Raw genomic sequence first — 15,825 nt, 5'->3', positions numbered from 1 at the left:
TTCCTTCGTCATCCCCGCGCGGGCGGGGATGACGAGGTTTGCTGAACGAGTCTCGATCCTAGGTCGGGGGCCCATATGCGTCACCGGTCCCGGCGTTCCAGCCGCCAGCGACGCACTGCGCATCGAAGCTGCGCGCCAGCGCGGCGAGATTCACCGCGCCGAGCCGCGCGACCAGCAGCGCTTCCGCTTCGCGCAATGCGTCCTCCAGCGCCCCGTTGACTGCCCGCTCGACCGCGCAGGCGGGGTTGTCGTGCTCGGCCCCGATCGCGAACAGGCTCGGGCCGCCCACCGCGCGGTGGATGTCGAGCAGCGAGACCTTCTCCAGGTCGGCGGCGATCACCCAGCCGCCGCCATGGCCCTTTTCCGAGCTGACGTAACCGGCGTCGCGCAAGCCCGCCATCGTCCGGCGCACCACCACCGGATTGGTCTGGAGCATCTTCGCGATGTGCTCCGACGTCATCGGCCCGTCATGCCGCGCCATGTGGAGCAGCACATGGAGCATCCGGGAGAGGCGGCTGTCCTTTCGCATCCTGCTTTCCTCGGGCCGCCGCACGCGATTGGCAAGCGCGCCATTTCACGATACTTATCATGTTACATGATTCGCGAAAGGCAGATAATGACCGAGCAGAAGCACGAGAACCCCGCGCATTGGGACGAAGCCGCCACCCATTACGAGCGCACTGCCCACCCCTTCACGTCGCGTTTCGCCGAGGAGGCGCTGGCGCGAGTGACGCTGACGCCGGACATGCGCGTGCTCGACGTGGCTGCGGGGGCCGGCGCGCTGGCGCTTGCCGCGGCGCGGACGGGCGCGCAGGTCCTCGCCACCGATTTCTCGCCCGGCATGGTCGCGCGGATCGCCGCGTCGGCCCCGGCCAATGTCGAGGCGAAGGTGATGGACGGGCAGGCGCTCGACCTGCCCGACGCGGGGTTCGACGCCGCCTTCTCGATATTCGGCGTCATCATGTTCCCCGACTGGCGCAAGGGGCTGGCCGAGATGGCCCGCGTCACTCGGCCCGGCGGCCTGGGTGTGCTCGCCACCTGGCGCAGCGAAGGCGCGGCGACTTTCCTGCTGCTCTCGCAGATCCGCAGGCGGCTGTTCCCGAAGCTCGACGGCAAGACGAAGCTGCCCGAGGGCGCGGTGGCGCTGGGCGATCCCGAATGGCTGTCGGCGGCGATGGCCGATGCCGGGTTCCAGGCGCCGGCGATCGACACGGTGGTGCATGATTTCGAACTGGACGTGCGCCAGCTCGACACGCCGGAGGCGCTGTTCGGGATGAGCCCGGACTGGGTGGCGCTCGACGACGCGCAGCGGACGGAAGTGGTCGCCGAGGTACGGCGGATGGCGGGGGAACGCGCGGTGCTGCCGATCCCGTCGACGGCGCTGATCGCAGTGGCGAAGCGCTAGGCCTTCAGCACGTCCCGCGCGCGATCGGCGAGCCGCTCCACCGCGGCGGCATGGATGCCCGGCGCACTGGCCAGGACGCCGAATGCCTGGCCGCTCGGCGTGTTGAAGGCGAGCGGGCGGCCGAGCGCATCGGTGATCGCCGCCCCCGCCTCGCGCGCGATGAGGACGGCGGCGGCGACGTCCCATTCATTGCCCCAGCGGATCGTGGCGAGCAGGTCGGCCTCGCCCGCCGCGACCATCGCGATACGCAGCGCGATCGAATTGGGCTTGGCGACCATGACCAGGTCGCTGTCGACCTTGGGCAGCTGATCGGCGGGGACGCGTGCGCCGGCCAGCCTGTCGCGCGCGGCGACATGGAGCCGCGCGTCGCCGCGCCACGCGCCCTTGCCGGCTTCCGCGGTCCAGCGCTCGCTGCGCGCCGGCGCGTCGAGCACGCCGATCACCGGCGCCCCGTCCTCCACCAGCGCGACCGAAACGGCCCAGCCAGGACGGTGGCGCAGATAGTCGCGGGTGCCGTCGATCGGATCGACCACCCAGACGCGGCGGGCCGAGAGGCGCGCGCGATCGTCCGCCGTCTCCTCGGAAAGCCAGCCGGCATCGGGCAGCAGCGCGCCCAGCCGCTGGCGCAGCAGCGCGTCGACTTCCAGGTCGACGTCGCAGACCGGGCTGCCGGGCACTTTCTCCCAGCGCCGGAACTCCGTCTCCCAGCGCGCCATGGCGAGGCGCCCCGCCTCGGCGGCGATCGCCGCGACCCGGGAGGCGAGGCCGGGCTCAGGCACCGGCGATCGTCATCCCGTCGATGCGAAGGGTCGGCGCGTTGATCCCGTAGCGGAACTCGAGGTCGCTGGCCGGCGTGAGCGCGAGGAACATGTCCTTCAGATTGCCCGCGATGGTGATCTCGGAGACCGGACGCGTGATCTCGCCCTTCTCGATCAGGAAGCCGGCGGCGCCGCGGCTATAGTCGCCGGTCACGCCGTTGACGCCCTGGCCGATCAGTTCGGTGACGAGGATGCCATGATCGATCTCGCCGACCAGCGTCTCGGCAGGGATATGGCCAGCCTCCATATAGAGGTTGGAAGGCGCGACGCCCGGTGCGCCACCGATGCCGCGCGCGGCATGGCCGGTGGGCTCCAGGCCCAGCTGGCGCGCCGAGGCGCTGTCGAGCAGCCAGGTCTCCAGCATGCCGGCATCGACCAGCTTCACCGGTTGGACGGGCAGGCCCTCGCCATCGAACGGGCGCGAGCGCAAGCCGCGCGGGCGATGGGGATCGTCGCAGATCGTCACGCCCTTGGCGAAGACCTGCTGGCCGAGCCGGTCGAGCAGGAAGCTGGTCTTGCGCGTGATCGCCGCGCCGCCGATCGCGCCGAGGAAATGGCCGATCAGCCCCGCCGAGACGCGGCGATCGAACACCACCGGCATCGTGCCGCTGGGGATCCTGGCCGGATCGAGCCGGGCGACCGCACGCTCGCCGGCCAGCCGGCCGATCGCCTCGGGCGCCTCGAGCAGCGCGGCGTGCCGGGCGGAATGATGCGCATAGTCGCGCTCCATCCCGCCGCCCGCGCCGGCGAGCACGCTGGCCGAGAGGCCGTGGCTGGTCTGGGCATAGCCGCCGGTGAAGCCGTGGCTGGTGGCGAGCGTCATCACCGCGCGCGAGGCGCCCGCGCTGGCGCCCTCGCTGTTGGTGACGCCCGGCACGCCGCGCGCCGCTTCCTCGGCGCGGCGGGCACGTTCCCTGAGGCTGGGCGGATCGACGCGGGCGCCGTCGTCGAGGTCGAGCATCGGCGCGCTGCCGTGGAGCAGCCGGTCCCCGGGCGCCAGGCCGGCCCATTTGTCCTCGGGCGCCTCGCGAGCCATGGCGACGACACGCTCGACGAGCATGTCCATCGCCGCGGCGCTGAGATCGGAGGTGGAGACGCTGGCCGAGCGATGCCCGATGAAGACGCGCAGGCCGAGCTCCTCGCTCTCCGAGCGCTCGACGTCCTCGAGCGCCCCCATGCGCACCGAGACCGATTGCGAACTGTCGGCGGCAAACACGGCATCGGCGGCGTCGGCGCCCGCGGCGCGCGCCCGTGCAACGGCATCGGCGGCGCGTTCACAGGCTTCGGATATGGTCAGCATCGCGCCGACTTAGGTATGCGCGGGCGCAACGTCAAAGCGTCTGGCCCACGACGAGGCACGCGGCGAACATCAGGAGGCCCGCATTGCGGTTCGCGCGGAAGCGGGCGAGCGCGTTGGCGCCGTCCTGCGGATCGAGCGTCGCGACCTGCCAGCCCAGGTGGAGCGCCATGGGCAGCAGCGCGGCCAGCGCGAGCGGGTCGGGGCGGAGCTGCCAGATCGCCGCGCCCCAGCAACCGAGCGCGGCAAGGTAGAAGAGCGAAACGCCGCCGCGGACATGGCTGCCCATCGCGCGGGCCGAGGAACGCACCCCGACCAGCGCATCGTCCTCGATGTCCTGCACCGCATAGATCGTGTCATAGCCGATCACCCAGGCGATGCAGCCGGCATAGAGCAGCGCGAGCGGCGGCAGCGGCTGGCTGCCGATCTCCACCCAACCGACCAGCGCGGCCCAGGAGAAGACGAGGCCGAGCCAGGCCTGGGGCCACCAGGTGATCCGCTTCATGAAGGGATAGGCGGCGACCGGCGCGATGCTGGCGAGCGCGACCAGCCGGGCGGGCCAGTGGAGCTGGAACCAGACGACCAGCCCGACCAGGCAGAGCATGGCGAGCCATGCCGCAGCCGCCTTCACCGACACCGCGCCGCTCGCCACCGGACGGCTGCGGGTCCGCGCCACCTGCCGGTCCAGGTCGCGATCGACGATATCGTTATAGACGCAGCCCGCGCCGCGCATCGCGATGCTGCCGAGCAGCAGCCACAGGATCAGCTCCCATTGGCGGACCGCGCCGCCCGAAAGCGCGACCGCCCAGGCGCCGGGCCAGAAGAGCAGCCACCAGCCGATCGGCCGGTCGAAGCGGGCAAGCAGCGCATAGGGCCGCCAGCCGGCGGGAAGCAGGCCCACCAGCCCGCGATGCTCGGTATCGGGAACGATCTGCTGCTGCGCCTCGGCCATGGCCCGTCCTCCGCGCAGGCGCGGCAAAGATCAAGCCCGCAACAATCTGGCATAATTTTGCGACAATCGGAGTACAGGGGCATGGTGGAACCATTTCACCCTGGAAACATCCGATGCGCCTCCTCTTCGCCAGCCTGACGCTCGCCGCGATCGCCACGCCCGCCCTGGCCGACGATCCGCCCGGTTTCTTCATCAGCCCGATGGGCGAGCCGTTCCGCGGGCATGACGCGCCCAATATCTGGTTCGACCAGGCCGACACCAACCATGACGGCGTGCTCACCGTGGAAGAGATGGAAGCCGATGCGGCACGCTTTTTCGCGATTCTCGACAAGAACAAGGACGGCGAGATCGATCCGGACGAGATCGAGATCTACGAGACGCAGATCGCGCCGATGATCAGCGTCGGCAATGCCGGGCCCGAGGAAGCGCCGCCCAGCACCGGCGATTCGGACGCACCGGCGAAGAGGCCCGTCTATGTGCCGCAGGGCGCGGCGCGCTTCGGCTATTTCAACTATCCCGAGCCGGTGATCGTCGCCGACACCAATTTCGATCGCGGGGTGGATGCGCGCGAATTCCGCATCGCCGCCGACAAGCGCTTCGCGATGCTCGACAAGAATGGCGATGGCAAGCTGGAGAAATCCGAACTGCCCAAGCTCTCCCCGCCCAGCTTCAGGCAGGGCAAGCGCGGTGGCGGCGGTCGGGGCGGCATGGGCCGGCGTGGCGGCGGCCGGCACGGCGGCGGCGGCTTCGGCGGCGGCGGCGGCGGGATGACTCCCGGCGGCGGCATGGACGGCATGGGGGAGTGACGGGAGCGCAGCGCGGGCGCTAGAGCGAGTCCATGCCCGCTACGCCCGCCTGGCCGCCCCAATCCGCTCCGCGCCTGTTCGTCGAGGCCACGCTCTCCCCCGGCGAGATCCGCATCGACGGCGCGCAGGCCCATTATCTGATCGCGGTGATGCGGATCAAACTCGGCGAGGCGATCAAGCTGTTCGACGATCGCACCGGCGAATGGGCCGGGGTGGCGCGGCAGATCGGCAAGCGCGACCTGATCCTGGAAGTCACCGACCTGCTGCGCGAGCGCGAGGCGGTGCCCGATCTGTGGCTATGCGCCGCGCCGATCAAGAAGGGGCGGATCGACTGGATCGCCGAGAAGGCGTGCGAACTGGGCGTCGACCGGCTGGTGCCGGTGCTGACGCGGCGCAGCGTGGTCGACAAGCTCAATCTCGAGCGGCTGCGCGTGCACATGATCGAAGCGGCCGAGCAGTGCGGCCGCACCGCGCTGCCGGCGCTCGACGAAATGGTGAAGCTGCCCGCGTTGCTCCGCGACTGGCCCGAGGCGCGCACGCTGTTCTTCGCGGACGAAGCGGGCGGCGTGCCGGCGATCGAAGCGATGCGCGCGCATCCGGGACCCGCGGCGATCCTGGTCGGGCCCGAGGGCGGGTTCGACGATGCCGAGCGCGCGGCGATCAAGGCGCATTCCCGGGCGGTCGGGATTTCACTCGGGCCGCGGATCTTGCGGGCCGAGACCGCGGCGGCGGCGGCGGTGGCGCTATGGATGGGGGCGGCCGGGGACTGGTGACGAGAGGCGCGCTCAGGCCGCGCGCAGCTTGCCCCCCACCCACGCGAAAAACCTGGGCACGGGCGCGTTGCGCTGCATCCAGGCGCTGTATTCCTGATAGGCGGGATCGGAGCCCAGATGCTCTTCCTCGGTGCGCGCGCGCCAATAATAGATGCCGCTCACCACCGCCATGATCGCGGCGTTGCGCAGCCCCTCCGCCCAGCCGGTAGTGGCCAGGAAGGGCAGGCCCGAGAGCCACCAGAACAGGTTCTTGGAGAGATAGGCCGGATGGCGGCTCCAGGCATAGGGCCCATGGGTCAGGATGCCGCGATGCGTCAGGTTCGAGAAGCGCAGGCCGAAGGCGATCGTCGCCCAGGCATAGATGCCGGTCAGCACCACCAGCACCGCGCCGAGGCCGCCCAGGATCCAGGGATGGCCGGCGAACCACCAGGTCCAGTCGGCGCTGCCCTGGTGATAATCGAGCACGCCGCCCTCGTTCATCAGCACGAACGGCGGATAGCAGATCAGCGCCGCGGTCCAGCCCGCGGCAAGAGGCGTGGCGGTCCGGATGTGCGAATCGAGCGGCCGCATCGTCAGGATGTAGCCGGCCGTGGCGAAGGCGACGTCGATCACGAACATGAAGGCGATGCAATAGTTCGCGATCACTGCCGGGCTCTCGAACATGCGATCGAAGTTCCAGCCGACGAAATCGGCGAAATTGGGCGGCACGATCGAAAGCATGAAGGCCAGGAAGAAGCCCTTCACCGCCCAGCTGCGCAGATGGTTGTGGATGGCGCCATGATCGATCGGCTCCTTCAGCCCCATCAGCCACGCGCCGAGATGCCAGGCCCCGTCCCGGGGCTGCACCAGCTTGCGGTCGAGCCACAGCACATAGGGGATGGAGAGCAGGAACAGCGCCGGCGCCGCCATCTCGATGCACCAGATCGACCAGGCGAAATTGGCGTAGCGCCCGCTCCACCAGAAGGGGAAGGTGGCGTAGATCAGCGCGATCCCGCCCCAGGTGAGCCACAGGCCGGTGAGCTTGGTGACCGAGACGTCGAGCGTGTCCTTGAGCGTGCGCTTCGAGGACCAGTCGATGCCCGTCGAGGGGTTCCGATGCACCTTGTCGACCAGCAGCGACCAGAGCACCATCGGCACCGCGCAGGCAACGACGTTGACCAGCGCGCTATAGGGCCCGTCGAGCCGGTAGAGCGTGGCGATCGCGGTCCACAGCGCCATGCCGGCAAGCCCGGCCATGCCGACGCCGGTGCTCACCGCCGAGCGGGGACGCGGATCGGCCTTGGCCTCGGCCGCCAGCTGGGGATCGTGATACATGGCGGAAACAGCTAGCGCACAATGGTTAGCGCCTCGTTAGCACCTCCCATTCCCCGCCGGCGGGGAGAGGGTCGGGGAAAGGGGCATATCCGATGGTGCGACGCTGCCCCTCTCCCCGGCCCACACCCCTGAAGGAGAGAGGGAGATTTACATGCCTGCCCGCGCAGTCCTATGACCCGTCGCTTCCAGAAGAGAGGTCGCTCCACTCATGATCCGTGCGCTCGCCGCAGCTGCCCTGCTCGCTTCCGTCTCCGCCCCCGCCCTTGCCCAGAACGCGACGGCCCAGAATTCGGCGCCGGCGCAGACCGCACCCTATCCCAGCACCATCCCCGATGCGCGCGACATCCCCTATCCGGGCACGCTGACGCTCGACATCGACGCGACCGACGTGGCGCGCGGCATCTTCAACGTGAAGGAGACGATCCCGGTCGCGAAGAGCGGGCACATGGTGCTGCTCTATCCGAAATGGATTCCCGGCAAGCACGGCCCGCGCGGCGAGATCGAGAAGCTGGGCGGCCTGGTGATCCGCGGCAACGGCAAGGTGATCCCGTGGAAGCGCGATCCCGTGGACGTCTTCGCCTTCCATATCGACGTGCCGGCGGGCGTGAGGAAGCTGGACCTGAGCTTCAACTTCGTCTCGGCCACGGTGGCGGACCAGGGCCGCATCGTGATGACGCCCAACCTGATGAGCCTGCAATTCTTCTCGCTCAGCCTCTATCCGGCCGGCTATTTCGTCCGCCGCGTGCCCATCCAGGCCAAGGTGACCTATCCCGAGGGCTGGACCGCCAGCTCGGCGGTGGACGCCAGGGTGAACGGCAACGTCTACACCTATGACAAGACCAATTATGACGTGCTGATGGATTCGCCGGTGCTCGCCGGCCGCTATTACCGCCAGCTCAAGCTCACCGACCGCGTCTCGGTCGAGACCTATGCCGACACGGCCGAGGAACTGGCCGCCACGCCCGAGCAGGTCGACAAGCTCAAGAACCTGGTCGACCAGGCAGTGAAGACCTTCGGGGTCGAGCATTACGACCATTACCGCTTCCTGTTCTCGATCAGCGACGAGCTGGGCGGGATCGGCGTGGAGCATCACCGCAGCTCCGAGAACGGCACCGGCCTGGGCTTCTTCACCAAATGGGACGAGAAGGCGACCAGCCGCAACCTGCTGCCGCACGAATACACCCATAGCTGGGACGGCAAGTTCCGCCGCGGCGCCGACCTGTGGACCCCCGACTATCGCGTGCCGATGCGCGGCTCGCTGCTGTGGGTCTATGAGGGGCAGACCCAGTTCTGGGGCTATGTCTTCCAGGCGCGCTCGGGGCTGGTGAGCAAGGCCGACACGCTCGACGCCTATGCCAACATCGCCGCCACGCTCGACAATCGCCAGGGCCGCACCTGGCGCCCGCTGGTCGATACCACCAACGACCCCGTCATCAGCCCGCGCGCGCCGAAGGGCTGGGTGAGCTGGCAGCGCAGCGAGGATTATTACAACGAGGGCCTGCTGGTCTGGATGGAAGCCGATTCCATCCTCCGGGAGAAATCCGGCGGCACCAAGTCGATCGACGATTTCGCGCGCATCTTCTTCGGCGGTCGCGACGGCGACTATGGCGAGCTGACCTACACGTTCGACGACGTGGCCGCGACGCTCAACCAGGTCGTGCCCTGGGACTGGAAGAAATTCCTCGACGAGCGGGTGAACCAGGTTTCCGAGCGGGCGCCGCTCAAGGGCTTCGAGCGCAACGGCTACAAGCTGGTCTATACCGAGCATCCCAACAAGGCGACGCCGAAGACCGCCACCGACCTTTCCTATTCGCTGGGCCTGTCGATCGGCCCCAAGGGCATTTCCGGCGTGATGTGGGGCAGCCCGGCCTTCGACGCGGGCATCACCCTTGCCGACGAAGTCGTCGCGGTGAACGGCCAGGCCTTTACCGGCGACAAGCTGAAGGATGCGGTGAAGGCGGCGAAGGGCACGAAGGACCCGATCCGGCTCACCCTGAAACGCGGCGCGCGCTATCGCGACGTGGCCATCGACTATCATGACGGCCTGCGCTATCCGCACCTCGAGAAAACAACCGAAGGAGAGGCTGGCCTGGATAAGCTCCTCCAGCCGAAATAACGGCCTGGGGGGCGCAACCGCCCAGCTTAAGGAAAGCATAGCGTGCGTATCGATTTGATTCCGGTGGGTGACGATCCGCCGAACAGCCTCAACGTGATCATCGAGGTTCCCGTCGGCGGCGAGCCGGTGAAATATGAGTTCGACAAGGCCAGCGGCGCGCTGTTCGTCGACCGCATCCTGCACACGCCGATGCGCTATCCGGCGAACTACGGCTTCGTGCCGCACACCCTCTCGCCCGATGGCGATCCGCTCGATGCGCTCGTCATCGCGCGCTCGCCCTTCGTGCCGGGCTGCGTGGTGCGCGCGCGCCCGATCGGCGTGCTCAAGCTCGAGGACGAGGCCGGCGGCGACGAGAAGCTCGTCTGCGTGCCGGTCGATTCGACCTTCCCCTATTATTCGGACATCGGCGAGCGGCAGGACCTGCCCTCGATCGTGCTCCAGCAGATCGAGCATTTCTTCAAGCACTACAAGGACCTGGAGTCCGAGAAATGGGTGCGCATCGGCCAGTGGGGCGATGCGGAAGAGGCACGCAAGATCGTGATCGAGGCGATCGAAGCCGCAAAGAAGGCCAAGGAGGCCGAGGCCGCCTGACCGGCGCGCTGGCCTGGCGACTGTGCGCAGTGGCCGGGCTGGCGACGCTCGCGGCGTCGACGGGCTTTCCGCCCGTTCCTGCCTGCGGGCCTACCCAGGGCGCGGGGCCGATCATCGCATTCGAACTGGTGCGAAGCCCCGCCCAACTGGCCGAATTGTTCGGCCCGTCTTCCTGCTCCGGCGCTTTCCAGGCCGCGCAGATCCGCGCGAGCTGGTGGGACGCATTGGCCTTCATCCCGGCCTATGCCGCGTTCCTCGCACTCGGCGCCTGGGCGCTGGGCGGAAATGCCCGCCCGCTCTCGCGGATCGCGATCGCGGTGCTGCTGATCGGGGCGCTGCTCGACGAGATCGAGGGGCTGATCCTCCTCCAGCTGGCCCATCACTGGCAGAGCCCGCCCGACTTGTTCGGCGCCTTGTTCTTCGCCGTGCGCCCCAAATTCGCGCTGCTCGGGATCGGCTCGCTGCTGCTCGCAGCGCTTGCCTGGCGCGGAACGCCGATCGGGAAGATCGCCGCGCTGCCGCTCGCCGGGGGCGGCCTCGCTTCGCTCTGGTTCCTGTTCAGCGATCCGCACGAACCGGCGATGATGCTGGGCCATCGCTATGCCTGGATGGCGCTGCTCGCGCTTGCCGCCATCGGATCGATCCGTCCGCGCTGGGTAGGGCGACCATGACGAAACGACATCATCGGGGCATCGGCAATGTCGTCGCCCCGCCGCGCTTCCTGCTGTTCCTCGCGGTCACCCTGGTCGCCGGCTGGCTGGCCATTCCCCCGCTCGGCCTGCGCTTCGGGCTGATGACCGGGTTCGACATCGGCGCGCTCACCTTCCTTGTCGCGATCGCCCCGCTCTTCCGGCAGGAAGCCGAGGGGATGCGCCAATCCGCCAAGCGCAACGACGGCAACCGCTTCCTGCTGCTGGTGATCACCGGACTGGTGAGCCTGGTGATCCTGGCGGCGGTCGCCAGCGAGCTGATGGAGAAGGAGCGCACGCAGAGCTGGGCGCTGGCGCTGATCGTCGGCACGCTGGCGCTCTGCTGGACCTTCAGCAACATGATCTATGCGCTGCACTATGCGCATCTCTTCTATTCGGAGAAGGCCGAAGGCGGCGGCGACAGCGGCGGCCTGACCTTTCCCGAGACTCCCGATCCCGATTACTGGGACTTCGTCTATTTCTCCTTCTGCCTGGGCATGACCTTCCAGACCAGCGACATGAACATCACCAGCCGCCGCATCCGGCGCGTGGTGACCGTGCACTGCCTGGCCGCATTCGTGTTCAACCTGGGCATCATCGCCTTCAGCATCAACGTGCTGGGCGGGGGTTAGGGAGAGGGCCCGGACAGGGCTTCGACGCCCGCCGCCCGCCCACCGGGCAATTCCGCAAGTATCCAAATCGGTCCCTTATCCACCTTCGCAAGACAGTTGCGAGCGCAGATAACATCTTTCCTTCGGGCGCGAGTCGGCTTTTCCATCTTCCCTTGAAGGAGGCAGATGATGCTGCAACTCCATGCCAATATTCGCGCAATACTGATCGGTTCCGTCGGCAGCATATTCCTGAGCGGATGCCAGAATACGGTGATCCTGCATTATCGCCAGCCGGCGAACTGCTACCTGTTCGACAGCAACCCCACCGGATCGCCGCACACGACCACGTCCGCCGGCTCGGGCATGTTCCTGTTCTACGACATCGTCTCGATCGAGAACAAAGCCTCGGGCGCGAAGGACTTCAACTTCAACCCGGCCAAGCTGTTCGCCAATGGCGATTCCAAGGGGAACACGGTGCCGGGCACGCCCGGCGCTTCGTTCACCTATCTGCTGACGGGCATTGCCGTGCCCAAGCTGGTTCCCAAGGGCACGACTTCGGGATCGCTGGGGCGCGTGGTGATCAACCTGCCGAGCGACGACCCCGCGGCGCTCAAGACGGCCCAGATGAACCTGCTCTACAAGAGCGCCTCGGGCGAAAGCGTGCTGCTGGCCCGCGATCCCGGGCCGGCGCCCAAGTTCCTCGATCCCTGCACTCCGGCGAACGTGAACGCGCTGCCCTAGCCGGCCAGCCCGCCATCCCCGCCCAGGCGGGGATGGCGGTGGAGAATATGCGTCCCCAGCCTAGGCCCGCTTCCGGGCCCTTGGCTTTTTCGGCGGCGCGCGCCGGGCGGCCTCCATCGCCAGCAACGCCCAGCGGCGCAGCGCGTCGGCATCGTCATAGGTCTCGTCGGGTGCCCGGCGATAGTTGAGCGACTGGACCCTGCCGTCCTCGCGCGTGACCGAGAAGCGCTCGGCATCGCCCCATTCGAGAGCGCTTTCCGCATCCGCCTTGAGCCATAGCGCATCGAAGGCGAGGATCGCGAAGGCCAGCCCGTCGAGATAGAGCGCCGCGCCGCCGAACAACCGCTTGGACGTGACGGTGCCGACCGGCTCCATCGCCTCCTTGACCCATTCGACCAGGCCCTGATCCACCGCCATCAGCGTCTCCCGTTATCGCACTGCGAAGGGCCGGCTCCCCTTCTCGCCCGATGCTCAGCGCCCGGCCAGCGCCACGAGCGCATCGCCGGTGACGCGCTGGACGGTCCATTCCTCCATCGCCTGCGCGCCCATCGCCCGGTAGAAATCGATCGCGGGCGTGTTCCAGTCGAGCACGGCCCATTCGAAACGGCCGCAATCCCGATCCAGCGCGATGCCGGCGAGATGGCGGAGCAGCGCCTTGCCCGCCCCCGCGCCGCGCGCATCGGGCGTGACGTACAGGTCCTCCAGATAGATGCCGGGCTTGCCCGTCCAGGTGGAGAAATTGTGGAAGAACAGCGCGAAGCCGACGGGCCTGCCGTCCAGCTCCGCGATCAGGCTCTCGGCGACGCGGCGTGCGAACAGCGCGTCGTGCAGCATCGCCTCGGTCGCCACCACGGCATCGGGCTCGCGCTCATAGAGCGCAAGCTCGCGGACGAGATCGAGGATCAGCGGGACGTCGTCCGGAGTGGCGGTGCGAATGGCGATCATGACAAGGCGGGCTCCACTTCGGGCTCGGCGATGCCGGGCCGGCTGCGCGCCGCCATCCAGCATCCCGCGACGATCAGCAAGGTGCCGGCGATCGTGAGCATCGTCAGCGGCTCCCTGAAGAACAGCCAGCCCATGAGTGCTGCCCAGACAAAGGCCGTATATTCCACGCTCAGCAGCACTTGGGCCTCGGCGCGCGCATAGGCCCAGGAGAGAAGCAGCAGCGACGTGATCGCCAGCGCTGCCGCGAGCACGACCAGCGGCCATTGCCCCGCTACGGGCATCGCCAGCAGCCAGGGGGCGGGCAGTGCGAACAGGGCGAGGATGAGCCAGTTCTGGAAAAAGGCGATCTCGATCGGCCCGGCCCGCTGCGCCTGGTGGCGCGCGATGACGAGATTGACTGCGTAGAACACCGCGGAGACGAGCACCGCCGCCATGCCGAGTGCCGAATCGGGCCGATGCGGCGCCCCCAGCTGGCCCGCCAGGATGATGCCGACGCCCGCCAGCCCCAGCAGCGAGCCGAGGACGGAGCGTGGGCCGATCCTCTCCTTCAGGAAGATCGCGGCAAGGGCCAGCGCGATCAGCGGCGCGATGAAGGTGAGCGCGATCGCCTCCGCCAGCGGCACGCGGGCGATGCCCCAGAAGAAGGCGATCGCCATCACTGCCATCACCGCGCTGCGGATCGCATGGATCGCCAGCACGCGCCGCGCGGGCAGGCGCGGCCGGCTGAAGGCGAACAGCGGCGTCATGATCGCGGCGCCGGCGACGAGCCGCCAGAACAGCGCGGCATAGGCGCCGATGGCGAGGCTGAGCCCCTTCATCACCGCGTCCATGATCGAATAGAGCGCGATGCCCGCACAGGCGGCGAGCAGGGCCGCGAGGATCGGAGTGGCACGCGCCATGGTCAGCGGATCATGCGGATGTCGAGGCCGATATCGGCGGATGCCATCCGGGCGTCCGCGGTGAGGATCGGCAATGCGCTGAATCTGCCTTGCGCCAGGCATGTCCGATCGCCGAGCGACAGGCCGAGATGCCTGGTGAGCGGGCGCAATCTCGCAACCTCTATCGCATGCGCCTCCCGAAAGGCTTGAACGCGAACCCCGTAGGAAATCGCGATTCCATATACTGCGCCCGGATCGGCGCCCCCTTCCGACAACCTGGCGACCACCTCGCACAGATTGACGATCGACATCTCGGCCCCGCGAACCACCGCCGCCACTTGCTGGGCGCCCGATTCCCCGAGCAGCAAGGCGAGAAGCACCGAGGCATCGAGGACGAACATTATTCGCGCTCGGCCTCCGCACGCTTGTCGGCAATGAAGTCGTCCACCGTGACGGGATGCGTGATCATCGCGCGGATCTTCTGCTGCCCGTCGCGGATGACCTGCATATGCGTCCTGATCGCGAGCGAGCCATCGGCGGCGCGATCGAGCACCAGCACATCCCCATCCTTGATCCCAAGCTCGCGGCGCAGCTCCGCGGGGATGACGATCTTGCCGCCGGCGATCACCTTGGCGTGATAGGTCATGTCAGGCCCTCCAGGACCTGACACATAGCATGGGACCTATTCCGCCGCCACCGCCGCGGCACCGTTTGCCGCCTCGATCTCCGCCGCCTTGGCCTCGACCAGCTTGACGATGTGATCGAGCATGTCGGCATCGTTCACCGTGTGATCGGTGATGCCCGACAGATAGACCATGTGCTTGCCGTTGCCGCCGCCGGTCAGGCCGATATCGGTCTCGCGCGCCTCGCCCGGGCCGTTGACCACGCAGCCCAGCACCGAGAGCGACAGCGGCGTGCGGATGTGCTGGAGCCGGTCCTCGAGCGCCTGAACGGTGCGGATCACGTCGAAGCCCTGGCGTGCGCAGCTGGGGCAGGAAACGACGCGGACGCCGCGGTTGCGGATGCCCAGCGCCTTGAGGATCTCGAAGCCGACGCGCACTTCCTCCTCGGGCTCGGCCGAAAGGCTGACCCGAATCGTGTCGCCGATGCCGAACCAGAGCAGCGAGCCGATGCCGATCGCGCTCTTCACCGTGCCGCCGACAAAGCCGCCCGCCTCGGTGATGCCCAGGTGCAGCGGGCAATCCACCGCATCGGCGAGCTGCTGATAGGCGGCAACGGCGAGGAACACGTCCGACGCCTTCACCGCGACCTTGAATTCGTGGAAGTCGCGGTCCTGGAGCAGCTTGATATGGTCGAGCGCCGATTCGACCAGCGCCTCGGGACAGGGCTCGCCATATTTCTCGAGCAGGTCCTTCTCGAGGCTGCCCGCATTTACCCCGATGCGGATCGCGCAGCCATTGGCCTTGGCGGCGTTGACCACTTCGTTCACGCGATCCGCGCTGCCGATATTGCCCGGGTTGATGCGCAGGCAGGCGGCGCCGGCATCGGCGGCCTCGAGCGCGCGCTTGTAGTGGAAATGGATGTCCGCGACGATCGGCACGCGCGCGGCGCGGACGATCTGCTTCAGCGCCGCAGTCGATTCGACGTCGGGGCACGAGACGCGGATGATGTCGACCCCGGCATCCTCGCAGCGGCGGATCTGGTCGATGGTCGCGCGGGCATCGGAGGTGGCGGTGTTGGTCATCGTCTGCACCGTCACCGGCGCATCGCCGCCAACGGGGACGTTGCCAATCATGATCTGACGGCTGGGCCGCCGGACGATATCGCGCCAGGGACGTACGGACATGGGCGCCATATACGCCCGGCCCGCGCCCGCGCCAACCCGGTGCGGTTTACGCGATGCTAAGAGGCGCGGTGCTATTTCTCCG

At 68.2% G+C, this 15,825-nt stretch carries 19 protein-coding genes; 8 read left to right on the top strand and 11 right to left on the bottom strand.

The window, feature by feature from the left end; all coding sequences use genetic code 11:
- Positions 1-58 precede the first annotated feature (58 nt).
- The gene (locus BGP17_RS08015) at positions 59-529 is read right to left on the bottom strand and encodes an Rrf2 family transcriptional regulator (RefSeq protein WP_286711606.1); all 471 of its coding nucleotides are present in this window, start codon (positions 527-529) and stop codon (positions 59-61) included.
- An 87-nt stretch (positions 530-616) separates the two neighbouring features.
- Between BGP17_RS08015 and BGP17_RS08010 the strand changes: the two genes are divergently transcribed.
- The gene (locus BGP17_RS08010; protein ID WP_286711605.1) at positions 617-1,405 is read left to right on the top strand and encodes a class I SAM-dependent methyltransferase; all 789 of its coding nucleotides are present in this window, start codon (positions 617-619) and stop codon (positions 1,403-1,405) included.
- Here BGP17_RS08010 and BGP17_RS08005 read toward each other — a convergent pair.
- Genes BGP17_RS08005 through ubiA form a run of 3 tightly spaced genes read right to left on the bottom strand, consistent with a single transcriptional unit; the run spans position 1,402 to position 4,472 of the window.
- Positions 1,402-2,184: a 3'(2'),5'-bisphosphate nucleotidase CysQ gene (locus BGP17_RS08005; protein WP_286711604.1), complete on the bottom strand. Its 783-nt coding sequence runs from the start codon at positions 2,182-2,184 to the stop codon at positions 1,402-1,404. The two genes, BGP17_RS08010 and BGP17_RS08005, sit on opposite strands and share 4 nt — an antisense overlap.
- Positions 2,177-3,523 (bottom strand): TldD/PmbA family protein, encoded by a 1,347-nt coding sequence (locus BGP17_RS08000; RefSeq protein ID WP_286711603.1) that lies wholly within the window; start codon positions 3,521-3,523, stop codon positions 2,177-2,179. The genes BGP17_RS08005 and BGP17_RS08000 overlap by 8 nt, the downstream gene beginning before the upstream one ends.
- Positions 3,524-3,554: 31 nt before the next feature.
- Positions 3,555-4,472 (bottom strand): 4-hydroxybenzoate octaprenyltransferase, encoded by a 918-nt coding sequence (gene ubiA, locus BGP17_RS07995; RefSeq protein WP_286711602.1) that lies wholly within the window; start codon positions 4,470-4,472, stop codon positions 3,555-3,557.
- 113 nt (positions 4,473-4,585) lie between these two features.
- Between ubiA and BGP17_RS07990 the strand changes: the two genes are divergently transcribed.
- Both BGP17_RS07990 and BGP17_RS07985 read left to right on the top strand, forming a co-directional pair.
- Positions 4,586-5,278: an EF-hand domain-containing protein gene (locus BGP17_RS07990; RefSeq protein WP_286711601.1), complete on the top strand. Its 693-nt coding sequence runs from the start codon at positions 4,586-4,588 to the stop codon at positions 5,276-5,278.
- A gap of 32 nt (positions 5,279-5,310) precedes the next feature.
- On the top strand, positions 5,311-6,051 hold the full coding sequence (locus tag BGP17_RS07985; protein ID WP_286711600.1) for a 16S rRNA (uracil(1498)-N(3))-methyltransferase: 741 nt from the start codon (positions 5,311-5,313) through the stop codon (positions 6,049-6,051).
- 12 nt (positions 6,052-6,063) lie between these two features.
- Here BGP17_RS07985 and BGP17_RS07980 read toward each other — a convergent pair whose 3' ends face one another.
- The gene (locus tag BGP17_RS07980; RefSeq protein WP_167301243.1) at positions 6,064-7,365 is read right to left on the bottom strand and encodes a methyltransferase family protein; all 1,302 of its coding nucleotides are present in this window, start codon (positions 7,363-7,365) and stop codon (positions 6,064-6,066) included.
- Between the two features lie 208 nt (positions 7,366-7,573).
- Here BGP17_RS07980 and BGP17_RS07975 point away from each other — a divergent pair, with 208 nt between their 5' ends.
- The 5 genes from BGP17_RS07975 (at position 7,574) to BGP17_RS07955 (ending at position 12,113) form a co-directional block, all read left to right on the top strand.
- A complete protein-coding gene (locus tag BGP17_RS07975) occupies positions 7,574-9,481 on the top strand; it encodes a M61 family metallopeptidase (RefSeq protein WP_286711599.1) in 1,908 nt (635 codons plus the stop codon).
- A gap of 42 nt (positions 9,482-9,523) precedes the next feature.
- A complete protein-coding gene (gene ppa, locus BGP17_RS07970) occupies positions 9,524-10,072 on the top strand; it encodes an inorganic diphosphatase (protein ID WP_167301241.1) in 549 nt (182 codons plus the stop codon).
- Between the two features lie 29 nt (positions 10,073-10,101).
- Positions 10,102-10,743 (top strand): hypothetical protein, encoded by a 642-nt coding sequence (locus tag BGP17_RS07965; protein ID WP_286711598.1) that lies wholly within the window; start codon positions 10,102-10,104, stop codon positions 10,741-10,743.
- Positions 10,740-11,393: a DUF1345 domain-containing protein gene (locus BGP17_RS07960; protein ID WP_208413770.1), complete on the top strand. Its 654-nt coding sequence runs from the start codon at positions 10,740-10,742 to the stop codon at positions 11,391-11,393. Before BGP17_RS07965 ends, BGP17_RS07960 begins: the two co-directional genes overlap by 4 nt.
- 168 nt (positions 11,394-11,561) lie before the next feature.
- On the top strand, positions 11,562-12,113 hold the full coding sequence (locus tag BGP17_RS07955; RefSeq protein ID WP_167301239.1) for a hypothetical protein: 552 nt from the start codon (positions 11,562-11,564) through the stop codon (positions 12,111-12,113).
- A 60-nt stretch (positions 12,114-12,173) separates the two neighbouring features.
- On the opposite strand, the gene BGP17_RS07950 is transcribed toward BGP17_RS07955, so the two are convergent.
- Genes BGP17_RS07950 through ispG form a run of 6 tightly spaced genes read right to left on the bottom strand, consistent with a single transcriptional unit; the run spans position 12,174 to position 15,743 of the window.
- The gene (locus BGP17_RS07950) at positions 12,174-12,530 is read right to left on the bottom strand and encodes a TfoX/Sxy family protein (RefSeq protein ID WP_167301238.1); all 357 of its coding nucleotides are present in this window, start codon (positions 12,528-12,530) and stop codon (positions 12,174-12,176) included.
- 54 nt (positions 12,531-12,584) lie between these two features.
- Positions 12,585-13,058: a GNAT family N-acetyltransferase gene (locus BGP17_RS07945; protein ID WP_167301237.1), complete on the bottom strand. Its 474-nt coding sequence runs from the start codon at positions 13,056-13,058 to the stop codon at positions 12,585-12,587.
- Complete coding sequence (locus BGP17_RS07940; RefSeq protein WP_167301236.1) at positions 13,055-13,957, bottom strand: DMT family transporter; 903 nt, start codon at positions 13,955-13,957, stop codon at positions 13,055-13,057. Before BGP17_RS07940 ends, BGP17_RS07945 begins: the two co-directional genes overlap by 4 nt.
- Positions 13,958-13,959: 2 nt before the next feature.
- Complete coding sequence (locus BGP17_RS07935; RefSeq protein ID WP_286711597.1) at positions 13,960-14,337, bottom strand: type II toxin-antitoxin system VapC family toxin; 378 nt, start codon at positions 14,335-14,337, stop codon at positions 13,960-13,962.
- Positions 14,337-14,582, bottom strand: a complete 246-nt coding sequence (locus BGP17_RS07930; protein ID WP_286711596.1) for an AbrB/MazE/SpoVT family DNA-binding domain-containing protein — start codon at positions 14,580-14,582, stop codon at positions 14,337-14,339. Before BGP17_RS07930 ends, BGP17_RS07935 begins: the two co-directional genes overlap by 1 nt.
- Before the next feature lie 36 nt (positions 14,583-14,618).
- Positions 14,619-15,743 carry a flavodoxin-dependent (E)-4-hydroxy-3-methylbut-2-enyl-diphosphate synthase gene (ispG, locus tag BGP17_RS07925; protein ID WP_167301234.1) on the bottom strand — a complete coding sequence of 375 codons (1,125 nt, stop codon included), beginning with the start codon at positions 15,741-15,743 and terminating at the stop codon, positions 14,619-14,621.
- Between the last annotated feature and the right edge of the window lie 82 nt (positions 15,744-15,825).

Origin of the sequence: Sphingomonas sp. 67-41 (assembly GCF_001899725.1) — a bacterium.
GTDB classification, from domain to species: domain Bacteria; phylum Pseudomonadota; class Alphaproteobacteria; order Sphingomonadales; family Sphingomonadaceae; genus Sphingomonas; species Sphingomonas leidyi.
This window is presented reverse-complemented; position numbering and strand designations above follow the sequence as displayed.

Bases quoted from the DNA above. Each gene is read 5' to 3' on its own strand.
- BGP17_RS07980 (WP_167301243.1), bottom strand. From the start codon at position 7,365: ATGTATCACGATCCCCAGCTGGCGGCCGAGGCCAAGGCCGATCCGCGT.
- BGP17_RS08010 (WP_286711605.1), top strand. From the start codon at position 617: ATGACCGAGCAGAAGCACGAGAACCCCGCGCATTGGGACGAAGCCGCC.
- BGP17_RS07990 (WP_286711601.1), top strand. From the start codon at position 4,586: ATGCGCCTCCTCTTCGCCAGCCTGACGCTCGCCGCGATCGCCACGCCC.
- BGP17_RS07945 (WP_167301237.1), bottom strand. From the start codon at position 13,058: ATGATCGCCATTCGCACCGCCACTCCGGACGACGTCCCGCTGATCCTC.
- BGP17_RS08000 (WP_286711603.1), bottom strand. From the start codon at position 3,523: ATGCTGACCATATCCGAAGCCTGTGAACGCGCCGCCGATGCCGTTGCA.
- BGP17_RS07960 (WP_208413770.1), top strand. From the start codon at position 10,740: ATGACGAAACGACATCATCGGGGCATCGGCAATGTCGTCGCCCCGCCG.
- BGP17_RS07935 (WP_286711597.1), bottom strand. From the start codon at position 14,337: ATGTTCGTCCTCGATGCCTCGGTGCTTCTCGCCTTGCTGCTCGGGGAA.
- BGP17_RS07950 (WP_167301238.1), bottom strand. From the start codon at position 12,530: ATGGCGGTGGATCAGGGCCTGGTCGAATGGGTCAAGGAGGCGATGGAG.
- BGP17_RS07930 (WP_286711596.1), bottom strand. From the start codon at position 14,582: ATGACCTATCACGCCAAGGTGATCGCCGGCGGCAAGATCGTCATCCCC.
- ispG (WP_167301234.1), bottom strand. From the start codon at position 15,743: ATGTCCGTACGTCCCTGGCGCGATATCGTCCGGCGGCCCAGCCGTCAG.
- BGP17_RS07975 (WP_286711599.1), top strand. From the start codon at position 7,574: ATGATCCGTGCGCTCGCCGCAGCTGCCCTGCTCGCTTCCGTCTCCGCC.
- ubiA (WP_286711602.1), bottom strand. From the start codon at position 4,472: ATGGCCGAGGCGCAGCAGCAGATCGTTCCCGATACCGAGCATCGCGGG.
- BGP17_RS07940 (WP_167301236.1), bottom strand. From the start codon at position 13,957: ATGGCGCGTGCCACTCCGATCCTCGCGGCCCTGCTCGCCGCCTGTGCG.
- BGP17_RS07955 (WP_167301239.1), top strand. From the start codon at position 11,562: ATGCTGCAACTCCATGCCAATATTCGCGCAATACTGATCGGTTCCGTC.
- BGP17_RS08015 (WP_286711606.1), bottom strand. From the start codon at position 529: ATGCGAAAGGACAGCCGCCTCTCCCGGATGCTCCATGTGCTGCTCCAC.
- BGP17_RS07985 (WP_286711600.1), top strand. From the start codon at position 5,311: ATGCCCGCTACGCCCGCCTGGCCGCCCCAATCCGCTCCGCGCCTGTTC.